We start from the raw sequence: 20,510 nt of genomic DNA on the forward strand, positions 1-20,510 counted from the left end.
GGGGCCGATTGTCAGACCCCGCCCGTAGAGTCGAAGACAGCTGACGCGACCGACGGGCGGGAGGTGACAGGACGTATGACGGACACGGCACTCATGGAGCAGATCTCCGTACGGCTGGCCGCGGTCTTCCTGCCGTCCCCCGTCGTCCCGCGCGAGGGCCGCGTCGCCTTCTGGGACCCCGACGGAGAGCGCGCCCTCCCCGAAGCAGAAGAGGGCGTGGAACAGACCGAGTTGACGGTCGTACGACGACACGGCGCCGGAGTCCGCCGCAGGCCCACCCCCGCGCTGACCCTGCCGATCGAAGCGGCGCTGCCCCTGCTCGTGCGCGCCCGCCGGAACCCCGCCGCCCATCCCGCCACGGCCTGCTGGGGCGCCGCCGCCCTGCACGCACTGCGCCTCGCCGCCCGCGGCCGACTGCTCCCCGGCCTCACGGCCACGGGCCACGACGCCTGGCGGGCGGGCCCGCTGGATCCGGAGGACATCGCACACGTCCGCGCGGTCGCGGCGGCCCTCCCGTACGAGGGGCACTCGGTCCCGCTGCCCGGCCCGGGACCGCTCCGGCTGCCCGAGCCGGAAGCGCTGATGCGGTCCTTCCTGGACGCCGTCGCGGACACCCTGCCCCGCACCCCGGCCGCGCCGTACACCTCCGGGATGCCCTTCGCGGCCCGTCCGCCGCAGCGCCTGCGCGACGCCCGGGACTGGGCCGCCGAGGTCGCCGCCGGCATGGACGCGGGCGTGCGGATCTCGCTCCGCCTGGACCTCTCGGCCTACGACCTGTTCGACGACGGCGGCCGTGTACGCAGCGCGGGCGCGGCCATCGTCCAGGTGCACAGCCTCGCCGACCCCACCCTCGTGGTCGACGCGGCGGCCCTGTGGGCGGGCACGGCGGACAGCGCCTTCGGCCCCCGCGCGCGTGTGGACGCCGCGCTGGCCGTACGTCGGGCCGCCCGCGTCTGGCCCCCGCTGGACCGACTCACCGAGCAGGACGTGCCCGACGTACTCGCCCTCTCCGAGGAGGAGTTGGGCGATCTGCTCGGCATGGCGGCCACCCGGCTCGCGGCGGCCGGAGTCGCCGTCCACTGGCCCCGGGACCTGGCACAGGACCTGACGGTGTCCGCGGTGGTCCGGTCGGCGCCTGGCTCGGCGACCGACGGCACCGGTTTCTTCGAGAGCGAGGAACTCCTCCAGTTCCGCTGGCAGTTGGCGCTCGGCGGCGACCCGCTCACCGAGGCCGAGATGGACACCCTGGCCGAGGCCCACCGTCCGGTCGTACGGCTGCGGGACCAGTGGGTGCTGGTCGACCCGGCCCTCGTTCGCAAGGCCCGCAAACGCGAACTGGGCCTGCTCGACCCGGTCGACGCGCTGTCCGTCGCGCTCACGGGCACGGCGGAGGTCGACGGCGAACAGGTGGAAGCCGTCCCGGTCGGCGCACTGGCCACCCTGCGCGACCGCCTCACGGCAGGCATCCGGCCCGCCGAACCTCCGGCCGGCCTCCGGGCCACCCTCCGGGACTACCAACTCCGGGGCCTGGCCTGGCTCGACCTCATGACCAGCCTCGGCCTCGGCGGCTGCCTCGCGGACGACATGGGCCTCGGCAAGACCATCACCCTCATCGCCCTCCACCTGCGCCGCGCACACCGCGACCCCACCCTCGTGGTCTGTCCCGCCTCGCTCCTGGGCAACTGGCAGCGGGAGATCACCCGCTTCGCCCCCGGAGTCCCCGTCCGCCGCTTCCACGGCGCGGACCGCACCCTGGACGACCTGACCGGCGGCTTCGTCCTCACCACGTACGGCACGATGCGCTCGGCGGCGGCGACCCTCGCCCAGCAGCCGTGGGGCATGGTCGTCGCCGACGAGGCACAGCACGTCAAGAACCCGTACTCGGCGACCGCGAAGGCCCTGCGCACGATCCCGTCCCCCGCGCGCGTGGCCCTGACCGGCACCCCGGTCGAGAACAACCTCTCCGAACTCTGGGCCCTGCTGGACTGGACGACCCCCGGACTTCTCGGCCCCCTGAAGTCGTTCCGCGCCCGGCACGCGCGCGCGGTGGAGAACGGCGAGGACGAAGAGGCGGTGACCCGCCTGGCCCGCTTGGTCCGCCCCTTCCTCCTCCGGCGCAAGAAGTCCGACCCCGGCATCGTCCCCGAGCTGCCGCCCAAGACGGAGACCGACCACCCGGTCCCGCTCACCCGCGAACAGGCCTCGCTCTACGAGGCGGTGGTGCGCGAGTCGATGCTGGCGATCGAGACGACGGAGGGCATCGCACGCCGGGGCCTGGTCCTCAAGCTCCTCACCTCCCTGAAACAGATCTGCGACCACCCGGCGCTGTACCTGAAGGAGGAGCACACGGCGGCCCAGGCCGGCGGCGACCGCCTCGCCGCCCGCTCCGGCAAACTCGCCCTGCTGGACGAGCTGTTGGACACCCTGCTGTCGGAGGACGGTTCCGCGATCGTCTTCACGCAGTACGTCGGCATGGCCCGCCTGATCACCGCCCACCTGTCCGCCCGCGCGGTTCCGGTCGAGCTGCTCCACGGCGGCACGGCGGTACCGGAGCGGGAGCGCATGGTGGACCGCTTCCAGGCCGGCGCGACCCCGGTCCTGATCCTGTCCCTGAAGGCGGCGGGCACCGGCCTGAACCTCACCCGCGCGGGCCACGTCGTCCACTTCGACCGCTGGTGGAACCCGGCGGTCGAGGAACAGGCCACGGACCGCGCGTACCGCATCGGCCAGACCCAGCCGGTCCAGGTCCACCGCCTCATCACCGAGGGCACGGTCGAGGACCGCATCGCCGAAATGCTCGCATCCAAGCGGGCGTTGGCCGACGCGATCCTCGGCTCCGGCGAGTCGTCCCTGACCGAGCTGACGGACCGTGACCTGTCGGACCTGGTGCGGCTGCGGAGGGAGTCATGACGGCAGCTGAGGGGGTTGCGCAGGGTGCGGGTGACGCGGAGCGCGACGTAGAACTCGCGGTGGGCGAAGGCGAGTCGGGGCGGACGCGACCCGCGCCGCGCGGGAGCGAAGAGCCGGAGCAGCTGGCCGCGCGCCCCGCCGACCTCGCACGACAGGCACTGCGGGCCGCGCGTGAGCGGCGGGAGCGGGAGACGGAGAAGCCCGCGGGGCATGCGGCGGCCCCTGGTGAACCGGTGGTCAACATGCGTGCGTCGGCCGGTTCTGAGGATGCGGTGACCCGCGCGCCCCGGCCGACCGATGCTGGGAGGCCGGTGTCCCGCGTGCCTGTGCCATCTGGTTCCGAGGCGTCCGTGTCCCGTGCGCCTGTGTCGGCCGGTTCCGAGGCGTCCGTGTCCCGCGCGTCTGGGCCGGCCGATCCCGAGGCGTTGGCGTCCGCCGCTCCTGAGGTGACCGGCGCCGAGGACGCGACGGTCGCCGCACCCCCGGCCGCCGATTCCGCGCCACCCGCCCCACGCCCCGGTGACGCCGCCCGCGCCGCGCTGCGCGCCGCCCTGCCGGTCCGACGCGAGGCGACCGAAGCGGCAGCCCCCGAGAGCACCCATACCGAACCGGAGGCTCCCGACCCCGTAGACGCCGTGGAGCAGCAAGGCGACCACCCGGCACCCCCCGCCACCGTTCCCGCCCCCGGAGGCAGCGCCCCCGACCAGCCGTCCCCCCGGCCCGCCGACCTCGCCCGCGAGGCACTGCGAACCGCCCGGCGGGAGAGTCAGCAGGCCCGGGCCGACGTAGGGAGCAAGGGAGTTGAGTCCGCGTCCCGACCGCCCCGCCGGACCTCCGCCCCCTCCAGCACCCGCACCACCACGACCGGCACCGCGCGAACACGCGCCCGAGTGCCCGGCGGTGTCGAGGCCAACCGGGCGCGCGCCGTACGGGACATGCTCGCCGGTGCCTTCCGGATGCCCGAGGACGACGACCCCAGCACGGTGCCGCCCGCCGACAACGCCCCCGAAGACCAAGCGAGTTGGAACGAACGGACGCAGGACCACACCGCCCCCCGAGTCACGGCCGCACCCCCCGGCCTCAGTAGCGCCCCCGCAGCCCCCACGCTCCCCACCTCCATGGCCGCCCCCACCCGCGACGGCGACATCCGCCGTACCTTCCCCGCGCTCCCGCCCAAACCGTCGAAGGACCCGCGATTCGCCGAGACCTGGTGGGGCAACGCCTGGGTCACCGCGTTGGAGGAAGGCGCGCTGGACGCCAAGAGGCTGGTGCGCGGGCGGGGTTACGCCGAGAAGGGCCATGTCGACGCGATCACCGTGACGCCGGGGCTGGTGCTCGCGTATGTGCAGGGCAGCCGTCCGCGCCCGTACCGCGTACAGGTGCGGCTGCGGACGCTGGACGACGCCGACTGGGACCGGTTCCTGGACGCCGCCGCCGATCGGCCCGGGCACATCGCCGCACTGCTGGACAAGGAGATGCCCAAGTCCCTTGCCGAGTGCGGAGTTCCGCTGCTGCCGGGGCCCGGGGACCTGGACCCCCACTGCAGTTGCCCCGACGTCGGGCACCCCTGCAAGCACGCCGCCGCCCTCTGCTATCAGACCGCGCGGCTCCTCGACGCCGATCCCTTCGTGCTGCTCCTGCTGCGCGGCCGGGGCGAACGTCCACTGCTCGACGCGTTGTCGCGCCGCAACGCGGCCCGGGCCGCCCGCGCCGCGCAGGAGCAGGAACCGGCCCCGCTCCCCGGCGTGCGGGCCACGGACGCCCTCGCGCCGGAACGCCGACTCCCGCCGCTCCCACCCCCGTTGCCCACACCCCCGCACCCCGAGCAGCCTCCCGTGTACCCGGCGTCGCCCGGCGGCCCGGATCCCTTCGCCCTCGACCAGCTGGCGACCGACGCCGCCGCCCGCGCGCACGCGCTGCTCAGCACCGGCCGGGATCCGGTCGGGGAGCTGACCCTGTGGCAGGACGCGGTCCGGCTCGCCGCCGCCCGCCCGGGTTCGGGGCTGACCGCCACCACCCGCTCCCTCTACGCCTCCCTCGCCAGGGCCACCGGACGCAGCCCGGGCGAGCTGGCGCGCGCGGTCGCCGCCTGGCGGCAGGGCGGTATCGAGGGGCTCGTGGTGCTGGAGGAGCCCTGGGACCCGCCGGCCGGCCGCTTCGACCGGGCCCGCCCGCTGCTCCTCGCCGCCGACCTCCCGGCCTTCCGCCCCTGGCACAACCACCTCACCCACCCCCACGGCCACGTCCAACTACGCCTGGGCCGCGACGGGTTGTGGTACGCCTACGAATCGGAGCCGGGCCACGACGACTGGTGGCCCAGAGGCACCCCGGACCTGGACCCGGTCGGCGCACTCACGGGCCTGGGCGCCCCCGGCGAACTCTGAGCCTCGGCTCTCCTCCCGGCACCCACGATCACCGTCCGAGCCGCAGCTCACCCGCCGTCCACGCCCTGCCCGACGTCCGGTGAAGGCGATGTGAGGGTTCCCCACCGAAGTGTGGGAGCCGGGTGGGGAGACCGGGGGCCCCACAGCCGGGCCGTAAGAAACGGCGGTTACGTTGGAGCGGTGAGCGACATGAACAACAGCCCCGCCCTCCAGTACCGCTTCGACGGCCCCGAGGACGCCCCGGTTCTCATCCTGGGCCCCTCGCTCGGGACCACCTGGCACATGTTCGATCGCCAGGTGCCCGAGCTGGCGAAGCAGTGGCGGGTCTTCCGGTTCGATCTGCCGGGCCACGGCGGCTCGCCCGCGCACCCGGCCGACTCGGTCTCCGACCTGGCCGACCGGCTGCTCGCCACCCTCGACGCGCTCGGCGTGCAGCGCTTCGGCTACGCGGGCTGCGCGCTCGGCGGCGCGGTCGGTCTCGAACTGGTCCTGCGCCACCCGGAGCGGGTGGCCTCGCTGGCGCTGATCGCCGCCTCGCCCCGCTTCGGCACGGCGGACGAGTTCCGCCAGCGCGGGGTGATCGTGCGCACCAACGGGCTCGACCCCATCGCCCGTTCGTCGCCCGAGCGCTGGTTCACCGGCGGTTTCGCCGCCACGCAGCCCGCGATCACCGAGTGGGCCGTACAGATGGTGCGCACCACCGACCCCGGCTGCTACATCGCCGCGTGCGAGGCACTGGCCGCGTTCGACGTACGGTCCGAACTCGGCCGGATCGGCGTGCCGACCCTCGTCCTCGTCGGCTCGGACGACCAGGTCACAGGGCCCGCCGAGGCCCGCACCCTGGTCGCCGGGATCCCGGACGCCCGCCTCGCGGTCGTACCCGGCGCCTCGCACATGGTCCCGGTCGAGCAGCCCGCCGCCGTCACCGATCTCCTGGTCCGGCACTTCTCCACCGCCTGGCAGCCGGCCTACGACCAGTCCACCGGGCAGATGGCCATAGTGGCGTCCCCGGTCAGGCCGGTCCTCGCCGCGCCGCAGCAGGCCGCGCCCATCGCCGAGATCGCGCCGCCGCCCCCCGCGCCGCCGCAGGTCATGGGCCGTCCGGACCCCTACGACGCCGGGATCAAGGTCCGCCGGGAGGTGCTCGGCGACGCGCATGTGGACCGGGCGCTGGCGCAGGCGGACGAGTTCTCCGGGGACTTCCAGGAGTTCATCACGCGGTACGCGTGGGGCGAGATCTGGGACCGCCCGGGCCTCGACCGGCGTTCGCGCAGCTGTGTCACCCTCACCGCGCTGGTCGCGGGCGGTCACCTGGACGAACTGGCCTTCCACACCCGGGCGGCGCTGCGCAACGGCCTCACCCCGGTCGAGATCAAGGAGGTGCTGATGCAGGCGGCGGTGTACTGCGGAGTGCCCGCGGCGAACAGCGCCTTCAGGGTCGCCCAGCAGGTCATCCGCGAGGAGACGACCCCCACGGAGTGATCTTCAGCCCGGTACCGAAAGCACCAGTCTCAGGCGCCCGCCCGACGTCGGGCAGCGGCAGGATGGACCCATGACGCTCACCACGCTCACCAAGAAGTCGCACGCCTGCATCCGTCTGGAGAAGGACGGCCGGACGCTCGTCATCGACCCGGGCACCTTCACCGAGGAGGACGCCGCGGTCGGCGCGGACGCGATCCTCGTCACGCACGAGCACCTCGACCACTTCAACGAGGACCGGCTGCGGGCGGGCCTGGAGGCCAACCCGGGCGCCGAGATCTGGACCCTGAAGTCGGTCGCGGACCAGCTCTCCGCCGCCTTCCCGGGCCGGGTGCACACCGTCGGCCACGGCGACACCTTCACGGCGGCGGGCTTCGACGTCCAGGTGCACGGCGAATTGCACGCCGTGATCCACCCCGACATCCCGCGCATCACCAACGTCGGCTACCTCATCGACGCCGGCCGCGTCTTCCACCCCGGCGACGCCCTCACCGTCCCCGACCACGCCGTAGAGACGCTGATGCTCCCGGTCATGGCCCCCTGGAGCAAGATCTCCGAGGTCATCGACTACGTCCGCGAGGTCAAGCCGCAACGCGCCTACGACATCCACGACGCCCTTCTCACGGACCTCGCCCGCCCGATCTACGACCACCAGATCGGCGCGCTCGGCGGCGCGGAGCACCTGCGGCTGGCACCGGGGGACAGCGCGTCGGTCTGAGTGTCAGTGCCGTTCGGTAGGTTGTGAGGCATGCGCATCGCGACCTGGAACGTGAACTCGATCACCGCCCGTCTGCCGAGGCTCCTGGCCTGGCTGGAGAGCAGCGGCACCGACGTGCTGTGCCTCCAGGAGGCCAAGCTCGCCGAGGCGCAGTTCCCGTTCGACGAGCTGCGCGCGGCGGGCTACGAGGCGGCGGTCAACGCGACCGGCCGGTGGAACGGCGTGGCGGTGCTCTCCCGCGTAGGACTCGAAGACGTGGTCAAGGGCCTCCCCGGGGACCCCGGTTACGACGGCGTCCAGGAGCCCCGCGCCGTCTCGGCGACCTGCGGCCCGGTCCGCGTCTGGTCGGTGTACGTGCCCAACGGCCGCGAGGTGGACCACCCCCACTACGCGTACAAGCTCCAGTGGTTCGAGGCCCTCAGGGCGGCCGTCGCGGAGGACGCACAGGGCAGCCGCCCGTTCGCGGTGCTCGGTGACTACAACGTGGCACCGACCGACGACGACGTCTTCGACGTGGCCGCCTTCGAGGGCCTCACCCACGTCACCCCGGCCGAGCGCGCCGCCCTGACCGCCCTGCGCGAGGCGGGTCTGACGGACGTGGTCCCGCGCCCCCTCAAGTACGACCACCCGTACACCTACTGGGACTACCGCCAGCTCGCCTTCCCGAAGAACCGGGGCATGCGCATCGACCTGGTCTACGGCAACGAGCCCTTCGCGAAGGCCGTCACCGACTCCTACGTCGACCGCGAGGAGCGCAAGGGCAAGGGCGCCTCGGACCACGCCCCGGTCGTCGTCGACCTGGACGTCTGACCGGGCCCGCCCCGCCCGCTCAGCCCAGCGAGGCGAACCACCGTACGACGGCCCCCGTCGCCGCCTGCTGGGAGCCCAGATGGCGGGAGCCGCCGTAGTCCGGAGTGCCGAGGTCGACGAGCGGTACGTCGACACCCCGGGCCCGGAACGACGCCCTGCAGTGTTCGCTGTTCCCGTTCACGGCCTGCTCGTCGCCCTCGGCGTAGTACAGCCGCATGGGCATCTTCGGTGTCCAGCCCGTGCACACCCCGTCGGTGATCCGCAGCGCGGCGGCCAGTCCGCCCGTCGGGTGCGCGACCAGCGCCCGCCCGTGCCGGGTGAGGAGTCCGTCGATCGTGTCCGGGGTCCTGGCCACGACCTCCTGCCCGGTGTGCGTGCCGTCCAGCAGGCCCTCGATGGTGCGGGAGTACGGCGCCCGGAAGACCTCGCCGGGGCTGTCGTAGACGTGATGGAGCAGGTTGAAGGAGACCAGGGCCAGCGCGGTGTAGATCACGCCGTCCTTCGGGTTCGCCCGCCCGTCCAGCAGGGACGGGAACGCCACGTCCCGGAAGGCGTAGGCGCCGCTCACCGGTGCCACCGCCGTGACCCGGAAGCGGGGATCGGCCCCCTCCTGAAGGGCCCGGGTCAGCCCGAGGGCGGCGGTCGCGCCCTGCGAGAAGCCGGTGGCCAGCACCTCGTGCCCCAACTGCCGCCCCACCGAGGGCGCGTAGGAGTGGGCGGCCCGCAGCAGGTCCAGCGCGGCCGTCGTCTCGGACGGCACGTCCATCCACGCCTGGAGCCCGGGGCCGAGGCCGAGCCCCAGGTAGTCGGGGAGTACGACGGCGAAGCCCGCCGACGCGTAGGTGAGGGCGGGCGCCTGCCCCCACACCTCGCTCGACACCGAGGCGACATCGCCCTTGAAGAGTTCGGTGCCGTGCGTGAACGACACCGTCCGCAGCCGCCGCTCACCACCGCGCGGGAAGGCCAGCAGCCCGCTCGCGGTGGTCGGCCGGCCCTTGGCGTCCACCGTGCGGTAGACCACCCGGTACGTGTCCACGCCGTAGCGGACGCTCCCCGTGTACCAGTCCGGGCCGTCCTCGTCGCTCCTCAGCTCGGCGGCCACCTGCCGCGCGGACAGCGTCCGCAGCCGCACCACCGACACGACCCGCCCCCGCCCCGCGTCGTGCAGGGCCTGCGCCGACGGTGCCGGGACCGCCCCCGTCCCCACGGCACCCGCGGACACCGAACCGCTCACCACGAGGGCTGCGGCAACCGACGACATCACGATCATCCTGCCTGTCCGATTCATACTGCGACCGTACGAACGGGACATCGCGCCCACCATCCGGCCAACCCGCGCCCGGCCGAAGGGCTTTCCCCCCTCCGTGCGGGGTGCTGACACGCCACCCGCGACGCCCTGTGGTGCGTACGGCGATGCGAATGACACGCTGTATGTATGAACATCCCTTTCCTGGGCGACCGGGCCGAGAAGCACCGTATCCACGACGCCGAGGGCATCGCCGAGCTGCTGGCCGAGTGCGAGCTGCTCCGCTCGCACGCTGCCCGGGAGGGCATCCAACTCGACGACTCCGCAAGCTCGTTGGAGGCACTCGACCAGCTGGTGCCGCGCTGGCGGGACGACGAGGAGACCGTGTCCTGGCTCGGCAACGACGCCGGTCTGTATCTGGGCACCGTGATCGTGCGCGCGGTGGAGGGCGCCGCCTGGGAGATCCGGCCGGACGGTCAGCCCGTCGTACGGCTGGACTCCGGGCGCGAGTTCGACGTCGTGGCCTCCGGTCACGAGTGGGCCGCGAGCGGTGTGCCCGAGCTCTCGCAGCTGTACGCGGAGGTCGCCGAAGAGTAAGAGGGGCGTAAATACGGCTAATGCCCGAAAAGTGCGTGTCGTGCGTTAACTCCGTTCTTGTGTGGATAGTTTGCGGCAACCACGACACAGCTGAGAGTGAGTAGGGCTGGGCATGGCCGTCGATCCGTTGATCGAACTGCGTGACGTCAACAAGTACTACGGGGAGCTGCATGTCCTGCAGGACATCGACCTCACCGTCGGCAAGGGGGAGGTGGTCGTGGTGATCGGCCCTTCGGGGTCGGGAAAGTCGACGCTGTGCCGGGCGATCAACCGGCTGGAGACCATCGAGTCCGGGACGATCCAGCTCGACGGCCGGCCGCTGCCCGAAGAGGGCAGGGCCCTCGCGAGGCTCCGCGCCGAAGTCGGCATGGTTTTCCAGTCGTTCAACCTCTTCGCCCACAAGACGGTGCTGCAGAACGTCTCGTTGGCCCAGATCAAGGTCCGCAAGCGCAAACGGGACGACGCCGACAAGCGGTCGATGGAACTCCTGGACCGCGTGGGACTCGCCTCGCAGGCACCCAAGTTCCCCGCGCAGCTCTCCGGCGGCCAGCAGCAGCGCGTGGCCATCGCCCGCGCCCTCGCCATGGAACCCAAGGCCCTGCTCTTCGACGAGCCGACCTCGGCCCTCGACCCGGAGATGATCAACGAAGTCCTCGAAGTCATGCGGCAGTTGGCCCACGACGGCATGACCATGGTCGTCGTCACCCACGAGATGGGCTTCGCCCGCTCCGCCGCCAACCGCGTCGTGTTCATGGCCGACGGCCGCATCGTCGAGGACCGCACCCCCGAGGAGTTCTTCACCAACCCGCGCAGCGACCGGGCCAAGGACTTCCTGTCCAAGATCCTCAAGCACTGAGCGGGGGAGTGCGATCCATGTTCCGTACCACCCGTGTGCTCCTCGTGCTGATCCTCGTGCTGCTCGCGACCGCCTGCGGCAAGGAGGGCAGCCCGCCCGTGAAGGGTCCGGCCGCCGAGAAACTCCCCAACTACCAAGTGGCACAAGGCTTTCAGCTCCCCGACTCCACGACCTGGAAGCGGGCGAAGAAGCGCGGCCACTTCGTCGTCGGCGCCAAGGAGGACCAGCCCTACCTCGGCGAGAAGGACCCGGCGACCGGCACCTACTCCGGCTTCGACATCGAGATCGCCAAGATGATGTCGGCCTCCCTCGGCTTCGCCCCGAAGACCGTCCACTTCAAGACGATCGCCTCCGCCAACCGTGAAACCGCCCTGCAGAACGGCCAGATCGACTACTACGTCGGCACCTACACCATCAACGACATGCGCAAGAAGCTCGTCGGTTTCGCCGGCCCCTACTACATGGCCGGCCAGTCGCTCCTCGTGCGCAGCGACGAGCACGACATCCACGGCCCGCAGGACCTCGCCGGCAAACGCGTCTGCTCGGCGGCCGGATCCACGCCGTACCAGCGCATCAAGGACGACTACCCCAAGGCCCAACTCGTCGCCTACGACACCTACTCGGTCTGTGTCGACAACCTGCTCACCTACCAGGTCGACGCCGTCACCACCGACGACGCGATCCTCATCGGCTACGCGGCGAAGGTCCCCGATCAGCTCAAGGTCGTCGGCAAGCCCTTCTCGAAGGAGCCGTACGGCATCGGAGTCCCGCACGGCGACAACGCCCTGCGGTTCGCCCTCGACGACGCCTTGGAGGCCCGTGAGAAGAACGGCGACTGGAAGAAGGCGTACGAGGCGACACTCGGCCTGTCCGGAGTGCCCGCGCCCACCCCGCCCGCGATCGACCGCTACCCGGCGAGCTGAGCGAGGCCGATGTGAACGTACTGACAGACAACTTCTCGACCTTCGTCGACGGGTTCCTCGGCACCGTAGAACTCACCGTCTACGCCTCGGTGTTGGCGCTCGCCCTCGGCTTCCTGATGGCCTCCTTCCGGGTCGCCCCCGTCGGCTCGCTGCGGGTGTTCGGCACCGTGTGGGTCACCGTGCTGCGCAACACCCCGCTCACCCTGCTGTTCTTCGCGGTGCTGCTCGGCCTGCCGCGCTTCGGACTCGTGCTGCCCTTCAAGGTGTTCGCGGTCCTCGCGCTCGGCTGCTACACCTCGGCGTTCATCTGCGAGGCGCTGCGCTCCGGCATCAACACCGTGCCCAGGGGGCAGGGCGAGGCGGCCCGCAGCCTCGGGATGTCCTTCGGGCAGAGCCTCGGACTGGTCGTGCTGCCGCAGGCGTTCCGCTCGGTGATCCCGCCGGTCGGCTCCACGCTCATCGCGCTCGCCAAGAACTCGGCGATCGCGGGCGCCTTCAGCGTCACCGAACTCCTCGGCACCTACCGGACGTTGAGCGAGCTCGGCTACAACATCGTCTGGACCTTCGTCTGGATCGCCCTCGGCTACCTGATCATCACCCTCGCCATCAGCGCGCTGTTCAACGTGCTGGAGAGGAAGTGGGGAGTCGCCCGATGACCACCGCCAACGCCCTCTACGACGTCCCCGGCCCCAAGACCCGCAAACGCCACCGCCTTTACGGCATCGCGTCCACCGTCGTCATCCTCGGCCTCCTCGCCTGGATCCTGTATCTCCTGTTCGACACCGACCAGTTCACGTACACGAAGTGGATGCCTTTCGAGTACAAGGGAATTCAGGAACTGCTGCTGCGGGGCCTCGGCAACACGCTCAAGGCCTTCGGGCTCGCGGCCGTACTGTCACTGGCACTTGGCACCCTGCTCGCCGTAGGACGGCTGTCGGACCACCGGCCGGTGCGCTGGCTCTCCACGCTCGTCGTGGAGTTCTTCCGCGCCATGCCCGTCCTGGTGATGATCTTCTTCATCTTCGTGGCGCTCAAGGTGCAGCCGCTGCCCGCACTGGTCGCGGGACTCACCCTCTACAACGGCTCGGTGCTCGCCGAGGTCTTCCGCTCCGGGGTCAACAGCGTCGAACGCGGCCAGCGGGAGGCCGCGTTCGCACTCGGCATGCGCAAGACCCAGGTCATGTCGTACGTCCTCGTACCGCAGGCCGTACGAGCCATGCTGCCCGCCATCATCAGCCAGTTGGTGGTCGCGCTGAAGGACACCTCGCTGGGCTATCTGATCACCTATGAGGAGTTTCTCCACGCCGGGAAGCTGATCGCGTCGAACCTCGACTACGATTTGCCGTTCATCCCCGTGGTGATGGTGATCTCGCCGATCTACATCGGGATGTGCATGCTGCTCTCCTGGTTCGCCGGATGGGTGTCCCGCCGGGAGCAGCGCAGTCCCAAGACCGAGGCCGTGGACGTGGCCCCGGCCGAACCAGGGACGCTGCTGCCGCGGGTGCAGTAGTTGGAGGGCACTTGCCCGTCCGGCGGCAGCCGGAGATCACTGCTCGCGCAGCGGGATCGACACGTACGACGGGTCGTTCGTGGGCGAGGAGAAGGTCAGCTGCGCGCCGGTCGGGTTGTGCTCGATGTAGAGCGGGTCGACCGTGTCGACGACCAGGGCGAGACGATGCCCTGCCGGGACGTCGTAGGCCGTGGAGAACAACTCCAGGTCCACACCGAACGGCCGGCCGGGCGTCTGCCCGTGCCAGGTGTACGGCGCGTTGGTGACCAGCTTGCCGAGGCCGAGCGGGCCCACGTCGTAGAGGTATGCGACGAGGGTGCCGCTCTCCTTGGTGTCCGTGACCGTTGTGTGCAACTTGACGGTGCCGCGCACCTGTTGGGCGCTCGCGTACTTCTCCGACTGCCATACGGCGGCCCAGCGGCGGGGGAGGAGGGGAAGGGCGGCCACCGGAGGTACCTGCGCGACCTGGTCGAGGATGCTGGACAGGAAGACGATCCCGCCGTCGGCGCCCGAGTCGACGTTGGTGTGGATGGTGGTCGTGCCCGCGAGGTCGATCTTCTTGCGGGTCGCGCCCACCGACTTCCAGTCCGGATAGCCCTCGTAGCCGCCCGTGGAACGGGACTTGAGCTCCACGGGGTCCTCGCGGTTGATCCCGTTGTCCTCGCCCTTGAGGTAGTGGTCGAACCAGCGCTCGGTGTCCGTCCACACGCCGTTGGGCAGCCCGAACAGTCCGGTCAGCTCGGCGGTGGCGTGGTCGCCGGGGCGGATTTCGAGCCGCTTGGGGCCGGTCAACTTACCGTAGAAGTAGGCTATTTGGTTGGGCGGGAAGATCGTGTCGCCCCAGGCGTTGGCGAGCAAGATGGCCGCGCCGTTCTTGTTGATCTGATCGAGGTAGGTCGCGGGTGAGCGTTCCTTGCCCCAGTCGATCAACTCCTGTTCCTTGGAAAGGTCGGAGGCGAAGAAGTCCTTGAAGACCTGGCTCGTCTCCGCGCTCGGCCGGCCGGTGACGAGGCCGACGCCGTCCAGCAGGGCGGTCGCCTGGGAGTGTTCGGTGCGGCCCGAGTAGATCGAGTCGATCAGATCCGCCCAGCCGCTGAGAGACGCAACTGCCTTGATCCGCTTGTCGTGTGCCGCCGCGAGCAGGCTGATGCCGGCGCCGTACGACACGCCCGCCATGCCGATGTGCCCCGCGTCGGACGGGGTGTTGGCGAGCGCCCAGTCGATCACCTTGGACGCGTCGGCCACGTCGGCCGGGCCGCCGACCTCTATCCCGCCGCCGGACTGCCAGAAGCCCCGGACGTTGTAACTCACCACGACATAGCCGGAGTTCGCGAGCTTCTCGGCCTGGGCCAGGTACTGGACCTGGGGGAAGCCCCAGCTCGTGGGCAGGACGAGGAGGGGGTAGCGGTGCGAGCCGTCCGCGTCGGCGGGCAGGACGACGTTCGCCGCGAGCTTCGTGCCGCCGTCGCCCGCGATGTCGACGAAGCGGACGGCGCTCGTGGCGGCCTGGGCGGCGGGGGCGAGTCCGAGGACGCCTCCGGCGACGAGAGCCGCGGAGACGGCGACCGCGGCGGTCGTACGCAGGGACTGGCGACGGTTTCGCACGGGTCACTCCTCACACGTGTCAATGCAAAGTGACCCGACGGTAACCGCGGCCCTTTACCTGAGGTAACCCGTGGGTAAGTTACGTGCCAGTAACGATTGTTGAAGTGTGTGTGACTTCAGGACGCGCGGTGCGAACTTCGTGGTGCCGGTGCAGGCAGGGGCGTTTCCGCCGCCCGGGTCACGTCCGCCACCAGCTCCACCACATCGGGGCCGTACGCCTGCGAGTTGACCACCTTCAGCAGCAGGACGAAGGTGTTGCCGCCGTGTTTGCGGGCCAACTTCTCATGGTTGCGGGCGAGATAGCGGGTCGCCGCCTGGTTGGTGATCGCGCGCTGGCCGCAGAAGAGGAACACCGGACGGGCGCCGCCCAGTTGGCCGGCGGTGAGCCGGGCGAGAAGCACGTACTCGCCCTTGCCGGGCTCAAGTCGGTAGCGCTCGCTGCCTATTTGGAACGCGCCACGGTCCGGTCCCGGCTCCGGGTCGACGTTGACGCGGATACCGGGCAGCAGGGACGCCAGATGTGCGGCCATCCGGCGGTTGGAGGCCGGGCCGCCCACGCAGAACTCGGTGCGTTCGCCGAAACCCTGCTGGGCCGCGTCGTGCGCGACGACCTGGGCGTGCGCGTTGCAGTCCTTGATCAGGGCCGCGAGTTCGAGCAGCGCGAACACGTCGTGCCGCATCACCGTGAGTTCGGGTCCGCCCGCCTCGCGGTTGACCACGAGCAGCGACTCGGAGTTGTCGGGCAGCCCGAAGAACGCCTGCTTGCGCCGGAGTTTGCGCTTCCACAGGTAGGTGCGGGCGAGCCAGCCGAGCGCGGCGCTGATGCCGGCGGCGGCCACGCCCAGAACGATGTTGCGCAGGTCGTCATTCATGGGCGCGCATGTTAGCGGCCCGATGTGGCTGGTACGTACCGGTGTTCGACGTGTGACGTTCGTGTGGCGGCGGCCGGAAGCGGTCTGTCGGGGCCCGTGCCAGGTGGATACGCTGCGCGGACGGTTCTGGACTGGAGGTACGGATGCGTCGCCCTGTGGCACGGAAACTGTCGGTCCTGGCGGTCTCGGCCGCCGTGGCGTCGGTCGGGGCCGCGGCCCCACCCGCCGCGACGAGCAGCAGCACACCGACGAAGGTTCCGGTCGCCGTCGGCTACGGCGGCGCCGTGGCGAGCGTCGACGCGGACGCCACCGCCGCCGGTATCGAGGTGCTGAAGAAGGGCGGCAACGCGGTCGACGCGGCCGTCGCCACCGCCGCCGCGCTCGGCGTCACCGAGCCCTACTCCTCCGGCATCGGCGGAGGCGGCTACTTCGTCTACTACGACGCCAAGTCCCGTACGGTGCACACCATCGACGGCCGCGAGACCGCGCCGCTGACCGCCGACTCCAACCTCTTCGTGGAGAACGGCAAGGCCCTCGCCTTCGCCGACGCCGTCAGCAGCGGCCTCAGCGTCGGCACCCCGGGCACGCCGGCCACCTGGCAGAAGGCCCTCGACCAGTGGGGGAGTGAGAAGCTCGGTACGGTCCTCAAGCCCGCCGAGCGGATCGCGTCCGACGGGTTCACGGTCGACAACACCTTCCGCACCCAGACGGCGGCCAACGAGACCCGCTTCCGCTACTTCCCCGACACAGCCAAGCTGTTCCTGCCGGGCGGTGCCCTGCCGGTCGTCGGCTCCACCTTCAAGAACCCCGAGCTTGCCGCCACCTACAAGGAGTTGGGCAAGAAGGGGATCGGTGACATCTATCGCGGTGCCCTCGGCAAGGACATCCTCGCCACGGTGAACCAGCCGAAGGCGGACGCGAGTTCCGGCTGGAACGCCCGCCCAGGCAAGCTGGCCGCCGAGGACCTCGCCGCCTACCGCGCCAAGCTCCAGGCGCCCACGAAGACTTCGTACCGCGGACTCGGCGTCTACTCCATCGCGCCCTCCTCCTCCGGTGGCACGACCGTCGGCGAGGCCCTCAACATCCTTGAGAAGACGGACCTTTCGAAGGCCAGCGAGGTCCAGTACCTGCACCACTACATCGAGGCCAGCCGGATCGCGTTCGCGGACCGGGGGCGATGGGTCGGCGACCCCGCCTTCGAGGACGTGCCGACGAAGGAACTCCTCTCGCAGAAGTTCGCCGACTCGCGCGCCTGCCTCATCAAGGACGACGCGGTCCTCACCAGCCCGCTGGCACCGGCCGACCCGCGCCACCCGACGGCCTGCACCGCCGCCGGGAAGGCCGCCCCGACGACGTACGAGGGCGAGAACACCACTCACCTCACCGTCGCCGACAAGTGGGGCAACGTCGTCTCCTACACGCTCACCATCGAGCAGACCGGCGGCAGCGCGATGACCGTGCCCGGCCGCGGCTTCCTGCTCAACAACGAGCTGACCGACTTCTCCTTCACCCCGGCCAACCCGGCCGTCCACGACCCGAACCTCCCGGGTCCGGGCAAGCGCCCGCGTTCGTCGATCTCCCCGACGATCGTCCTCGACAAGCACAACAAGCCGGTCGTGGCGCTCGGTTCACCCGGTGGCGCGACCATCATCACGACCGTGCTGCAGACCCTCACGGAGTTCTTGGACCGGGGGCTTCCGCTGGTGGACGCGATCGCGGCGCCGCGCGCGAGTCAGCGCAACGCGGCCAACACGGAGCTCGAACCGGCGCTCTACAACAGCGACTTGAAGACCAAGCTGCAGGCCATCGGGCACTCCTTCACGCTGAATCCGGAGATCGGCGCGGCGACGGGCGTGCAACGGCTGCCGAACGGAGAGTGGTTGGCCGCCGCCGAGAAGGTACGGCGCGGCGGCGGCTCGGCGGCCGTGGTCAGTCCGGCGCCGTAGACGGTGAGTCGGAGGCGGGCGGAGTCGTGGGCGCCGAGCCGGAGGCCGGCTGGGCCGCCGTCTCCGTCCGGAACGCGAGCCGCCCGTCCTCCGCGTCCACCGTCACCCGGCCGCCCTTCGCGATCCGGCCGTCGAGGAGCAGCCGGGACAACTGGTTGTCGACCTCCCGCTGGATGGTGCGGCGCAGCGGCCGGGCGCCGTACTCGGGCTGGTAGCCCTGCCGGGACAGCCAGTCGACTGCCGGGTCCGTGAACGCGACCGTGATGCCCTGCGCGTGCAGCAGCCGGCGGGTGCGCTCCAGCAACAGGTCGGTGATCAGCCGGAGTTGCTCGGCGGTGAGCTGACGGAAGACAACGATCTCGTCGATGCGGTTGAGGAACTCGGGGCGGAAGTGCCCGCGCAGCGGGCGCAGGATCTGCTCGCGCCGCGCCTCCTCGTCCGCGTCGGCGCCGCCGGGACCGAAGCCGATGCCGGCCCCGCGCCGGGTGATCGCCTCGGAGCCGAGGTTGCTGGTCATCACGATCACCGTGTTGGTGAAGTCGACCGTGCGGCCCTGCGCGTCGGTCAACCGGCCGTCGTCCAGGACCTGGAGCAGGATGTTGAACACGTCCGGGTGCGCCTTCTCGACCTCGTCGAGGAGGAGGAGCGAGTAGGGGTGGCGGCGGACGACCTCGGTCAGCTGACCGGCCTCCTCGTGGCCGACATAGCCGGGCGGAGCGCCGACGAGACGGCTCACCGTGTGCCGTTCCTGGTACTCGCTCATGTCGAGGCGGACCATCCGGTCCTCGCTGCCGAACAGGGCCTCGGCCAAGGCGCGGGCAAGTTCCGTCTTGCCGACGCCGGTCGGTCCCAGGAACAGGAAGCTGCCGATCGGCCGGTCGGGGCTCGCCAGCCCGGCGCGGGAACGCAGCACAGCGTCCGACACGACCCGGACCGCCTCCTCCTGGCCGACGACCCGCCGGTGCAGATGTTCCTCCAGGCCGAGCAGCCGGTCCTTCTCCTCCGCGGTGAGACTGCTCACCGGGATACCGGTCTGCCGGGACACCACCTCGGCGATCGCCTCACCGGTGACCTCCAGGTGCTGGCCCTCGTCACCCGTGTCCTCGCCGCCGGCCTCCGCCAGCCGCACCTTCAACTCGGCGATGCGGTCACGGAGTTGGGTCGCCTTCTCGTAGTCCTCGTCGGCCGCCGCCTGGTCCTTGTCGCGGGAGAGCTGCTCCACCTCGCGCTCCAGGGCCCGTACGTCCGTGCCCTTCGTGCGGGCCCGCAGCCGTACCCGCGCGCCCGCCTGGTCGATCAGGTCGATCGCCTTGTCGGGCAGTCGGCGGTCGGTGAGATAGCGGTCCGAGAGCTCCACGGCCGCCACCAACGCCTCGTCGGTGTAACGGACTTGGTGGTGCGCCTCGTAGCGGTCGCGCAGTCCGCGCAGGATCTCGATCGCGTCCGCGACGGTCGGCTCGGGCACCAGGATCGGCTGGAAGCGCCGGGCCAGCGCCGCGTCCTTCTCGATCCGGCGGTACTCCTCCAGCGTCGTGGCACCGACGATGTGCAACTCGCCGCGCGCGAGGGCCGGTTTGAGGATGTTGCCCGCGTCCATCGAACCGCTCTCGCCGCCACCGCCCGCGCCGACCACGGTGTGCAACTCGTCGATGAACACGATCAGTTCGTCCGAGTGCGCGCGGACCTCGCCGACGATGTTCGTCAGCCGCTCCTCGAAGTCGCCCCGGAAACGGGTGCCCGCGACCACGCCCGTCAGGTCCAGGGCGACCACCCGCCGTCCGGTCAGCACGTCAGGCACATCGCCGTCGGTGATGCGCTGGGCGAGCCCCTCCACGATCGCGGTCTTGCCGACGCCCGCGTCGCCGATCAGCACCGGGTTGTTCTTGCCGCGCCGGGACAGCACCTCGATGGTCTGCTCGATCTCCTCGTCGCGGCCGATCACCGGGTCGATACGGCCCTGCCGGGCCAGGTCGGTGAGATCGCGGCCGTACTTGTCGAGGGTGGGAGTGCCGGTGGGGCGCGGCTGATCCGTGCGCGGCAGCGCGCCGTCGGGTGCCTCCGGCGGCAGGCCCGTGGGGGCGAAGCGGGCCGCGTTCAGGATGTGTCCGGCGGCGGAGTCCGGGTTCGCGGCGAGGGCCCCGAGCACGTGCTCGGGGCCGATGTAGCCCGTGCCGCCCGCCCTCGCCAGGTCGTGCGCGTCCAGGAGGGCGCGTTTGACGGCCGGGGTGAGGGCGAGCGAGGTGCCCTCCGGGGGTTGGACCGGTCCCGAGCGCGCGTCGATCTCCGCGGCGAGGGAGTCGGGATCCGCGCCTGCGCGGGTGAGGAGGCCGCGGGTCGGCTCCGCGGACAGGGCTGCGCGGAGGAGGTGCTGGGTGTCCAGGTCGTGACTGCCGTGCTCTGCGGCGTACTGGGCGGCGCCTCGGACGAGGTCCCTGGCCGGTTGGCTGAGCAGGCGGCCTATGTCCACGTGGCGTGGACCGGGGCGGGCGGCTCCGCCGAAGAGCCTGGCGAGGAAGTCTCCGAAGGGGTCGTTTTCGGGGGGTATGTAGCCGCTGGTCATCAATCCACCATGGCACGGACCACTGTGTGGGGCATGTGCGGTTTGGGTGATTTCATGGCTGCGGGTTCGTTGTGGCTGGTCGCGCCCACGCGGC

15 protein-coding genes are annotated in these 20,510 nt (G+C 71.2%); 11 read left to right on the forward strand and 4 right to left on the reverse strand.

Going from position 1 to position 20,510, the window contains the following annotated elements; genetic code table 11:
• Positions 1–75: 75 nt before the first annotated feature.
• The 5 genes from ACWDEW_RS00945 (at position 76) to ACWDEW_RS00965 (ending at position 8,301) form a co-directional block, all read left to right on the forward strand.
• Positions 76–2,910, forward strand: a complete 2,835-nt coding sequence (locus tag ACWDEW_RS00945) for a DEAD/DEAH box helicase (RefSeq protein ID WP_450508319.1) — start codon at positions 76–78, stop codon at positions 2,908–2,910.
• 446 nt (positions 2,911–3,356) lie between these two features.
• Positions 3,357–5,294 (forward strand): SWIM zinc finger family protein, encoded by a 1,938-nt coding sequence (locus ACWDEW_RS00950; RefSeq protein ID WP_450508736.1) that lies wholly within the window; start codon positions 3,357–3,359, stop codon positions 5,292–5,294.
• 189 nt (positions 5,295–5,483) lie between these two features.
• Positions 5,484–6,776, forward strand: coding sequence for a bifunctional 3-oxoadipate enol-lactonase/4-carboxymuconolactone decarboxylase PcaDC (pcaDC, locus tag ACWDEW_RS00955; RefSeq protein WP_450508738.1), 1,293 nt, complete (start codon positions 5,484–5,486; stop codon positions 6,774–6,776).
• Positions 6,777–6,846: 70 nt separating this feature from the next.
• Entirely contained in the window at positions 6,847–7,491 is a 645-nt protein-coding gene (locus tag ACWDEW_RS00960) for an MBL fold metallo-hydrolase (RefSeq protein ID WP_450508321.1), read from the forward strand.
• A 30-nt stretch (positions 7,492–7,521) separates the two neighbouring features.
• A complete protein-coding gene (locus ACWDEW_RS00965; protein WP_450508323.1) occupies positions 7,522–8,301 on the forward strand; it encodes an exodeoxyribonuclease III in 780 nt (259 codons plus the stop codon).
• A gap of 19 nt (positions 8,302–8,320) precedes the next feature.
• Here ACWDEW_RS00965 and ACWDEW_RS00970 read toward each other — a convergent pair whose 3' ends face one another.
• On the reverse strand, positions 8,321–9,562 hold the full coding sequence (locus ACWDEW_RS00970; protein ID WP_450508324.1) for a lipase: 1,242 nt from the start codon (positions 9,560–9,562) through the stop codon (positions 8,321–8,323).
• A 174-nt stretch (positions 9,563–9,736) separates the two neighbouring features.
• Here ACWDEW_RS00970 and ACWDEW_RS00975 point away from each other — a divergent pair, with 174 nt between their 5' ends.
• The 5 genes from ACWDEW_RS00975 (at position 9,737) to ACWDEW_RS00995 (ending at position 13,433) form a co-directional block, all read left to right on the forward strand.
• Positions 9,737–10,144: a DUF6278 family protein gene (locus tag ACWDEW_RS00975; protein ID WP_450508326.1), complete on the forward strand. Its 408-nt coding sequence runs from the start codon at positions 9,737–9,739 to the stop codon at positions 10,142–10,144.
• 112 nt (positions 10,145–10,256) lie between these two features.
• Complete coding sequence (locus ACWDEW_RS00980) at positions 10,257–11,000, forward strand: amino acid ABC transporter ATP-binding protein (protein ID WP_450508328.1); 744 nt, start codon at positions 10,257–10,259, stop codon at positions 10,998–11,000.
• Positions 11,001–11,017: 17 nt separating this feature from the next.
• A complete protein-coding gene (locus tag ACWDEW_RS00985; RefSeq protein WP_450508330.1) occupies positions 11,018–11,923 on the forward strand; it encodes a glutamate ABC transporter substrate-binding protein in 906 nt (301 codons plus the stop codon).
• An 11-nt stretch (positions 11,924–11,934) separates the two neighbouring features.
• Entirely contained in the window at positions 11,935–12,579 is a 645-nt protein-coding gene (locus ACWDEW_RS00990; RefSeq protein WP_450508331.1) for an amino acid ABC transporter permease, read from the forward strand.
• The gene (locus tag ACWDEW_RS00995; RefSeq protein ID WP_359613345.1) at positions 12,576–13,433 is read left to right on the forward strand and encodes an amino acid ABC transporter permease; all 858 of its coding nucleotides are present in this window, start codon (positions 12,576–12,578) and stop codon (positions 13,431–13,433) included. Before ACWDEW_RS00990 ends, ACWDEW_RS00995 begins: the two co-directional genes overlap by 4 nt.
• A gap of 36 nt (positions 13,434–13,469) precedes the next feature.
• Here the strand turns inward: ACWDEW_RS00995 and ACWDEW_RS01000 are convergent, their stop codons facing one another.
• Positions 13,470–15,038 (reverse strand): CocE/NonD family hydrolase, encoded by a 1,569-nt coding sequence (locus tag ACWDEW_RS01000; protein WP_450508334.1) that lies wholly within the window; start codon positions 15,036–15,038, stop codon positions 13,470–13,472.
• A gap of 116 nt (positions 15,039–15,154) precedes the next feature.
• Positions 15,155–15,910, reverse strand: a complete 756-nt coding sequence (locus ACWDEW_RS01005; protein ID WP_450508336.1) for a hypothetical protein — start codon at positions 15,908–15,910, stop codon at positions 15,155–15,157.
• 143 nt (positions 15,911–16,053) lie between these two features.
• On the opposite strand from ACWDEW_RS01005, the gene ggt reads away from it, so the two are divergent.
• Positions 16,054–17,856: a gamma-glutamyltransferase gene (gene ggt / locus ACWDEW_RS01010; RefSeq protein ID WP_450508338.1), complete on the forward strand. Its 1,803-nt coding sequence runs from the start codon at positions 16,054–16,056 to the stop codon at positions 17,854–17,856.
• Here the strand turns inward: ggt and ACWDEW_RS01015 are convergent.
• Positions 17,840–20,416 carry an ATP-dependent Clp protease ATP-binding subunit gene (locus tag ACWDEW_RS01015; RefSeq protein WP_450508340.1) on the reverse strand — a complete coding sequence of 859 codons (2,577 nt, stop codon included), beginning with the start codon at positions 20,414–20,416 and terminating at the stop codon, positions 17,840–17,842. The two genes, ggt and ACWDEW_RS01015, sit on opposite strands and share 17 nt — an antisense overlap.
• Positions 20,417–20,510 lie beyond the last annotated feature (94 nt).

This window comes from Streptomyces sp. NPDC001100 (assembly GCF_053598575.1).

What these genes read in the sequence shown, in the direction of transcription:
- ACWDEW_RS00965 (WP_450508323.1), top strand. Translation starts at nt 7,522, where the DNA reads ATGCGCATCGCGACCTGGAACGTGAACTCGATCACCGCCCGTCTGCCG.
- ACWDEW_RS00985 (WP_450508330.1), top strand. Translation starts at nt 11,018, where the DNA reads ATGTTCCGTACCACCCGTGTGCTCCTCGTGCTGATCCTCGTGCTGCTC.
- ACWDEW_RS00980 (WP_450508328.1), top strand. Translation starts at nt 10,257, where the DNA reads ATGGCCGTCGATCCGTTGATCGAACTGCGTGACGTCAACAAGTACTAC.
- ACWDEW_RS00995 (WP_359613345.1), top strand. Translation starts at nt 12,576, where the DNA reads ATGACCACCGCCAACGCCCTCTACGACGTCCCCGGCCCCAAGACCCGC.
- ACWDEW_RS00960 (WP_450508321.1), top strand. Translation starts at nt 6,847, where the DNA reads ATGACGCTCACCACGCTCACCAAGAAGTCGCACGCCTGCATCCGTCTG.
- ACWDEW_RS01005 (WP_450508336.1), bottom strand. Translation starts at nt 15,910, where the DNA reads ATGAATGACGACCTGCGCAACATCGTTCTGGGCGTGGCCGCCGCCGGC.
- ACWDEW_RS00970 (WP_450508324.1), bottom strand. Translation starts at nt 9,562, where the DNA reads ATGTCGTCGGTTGCCGCAGCCCTCGTGGTGAGCGGTTCGGTGTCCGCG.
- pcaDC (WP_450508738.1), top strand. Translation starts at nt 5,484, where the DNA reads ATGAACAACAGCCCCGCCCTCCAGTACCGCTTCGACGGCCCCGAGGAC.
- ACWDEW_RS01015 (WP_450508340.1), bottom strand. Translation starts at nt 20,416, where the DNA reads ATGACCAGCGGCTACATACCCCCCGAAAACGACCCCTTCGGAGACTTC.
- ggt (WP_450508338.1), top strand. Translation starts at nt 16,054, where the DNA reads ATGCGTCGCCCTGTGGCACGGAAACTGTCGGTCCTGGCGGTCTCGGCC.
- ACWDEW_RS00975 (WP_450508326.1), top strand. Translation starts at nt 9,737, where the DNA reads ATGAACATCCCTTTCCTGGGCGACCGGGCCGAGAAGCACCGTATCCAC.
- ACWDEW_RS00945 (WP_450508319.1), top strand. Translation starts at nt 76, where the DNA reads ATGACGGACACGGCACTCATGGAGCAGATCTCCGTACGGCTGGCCGCG.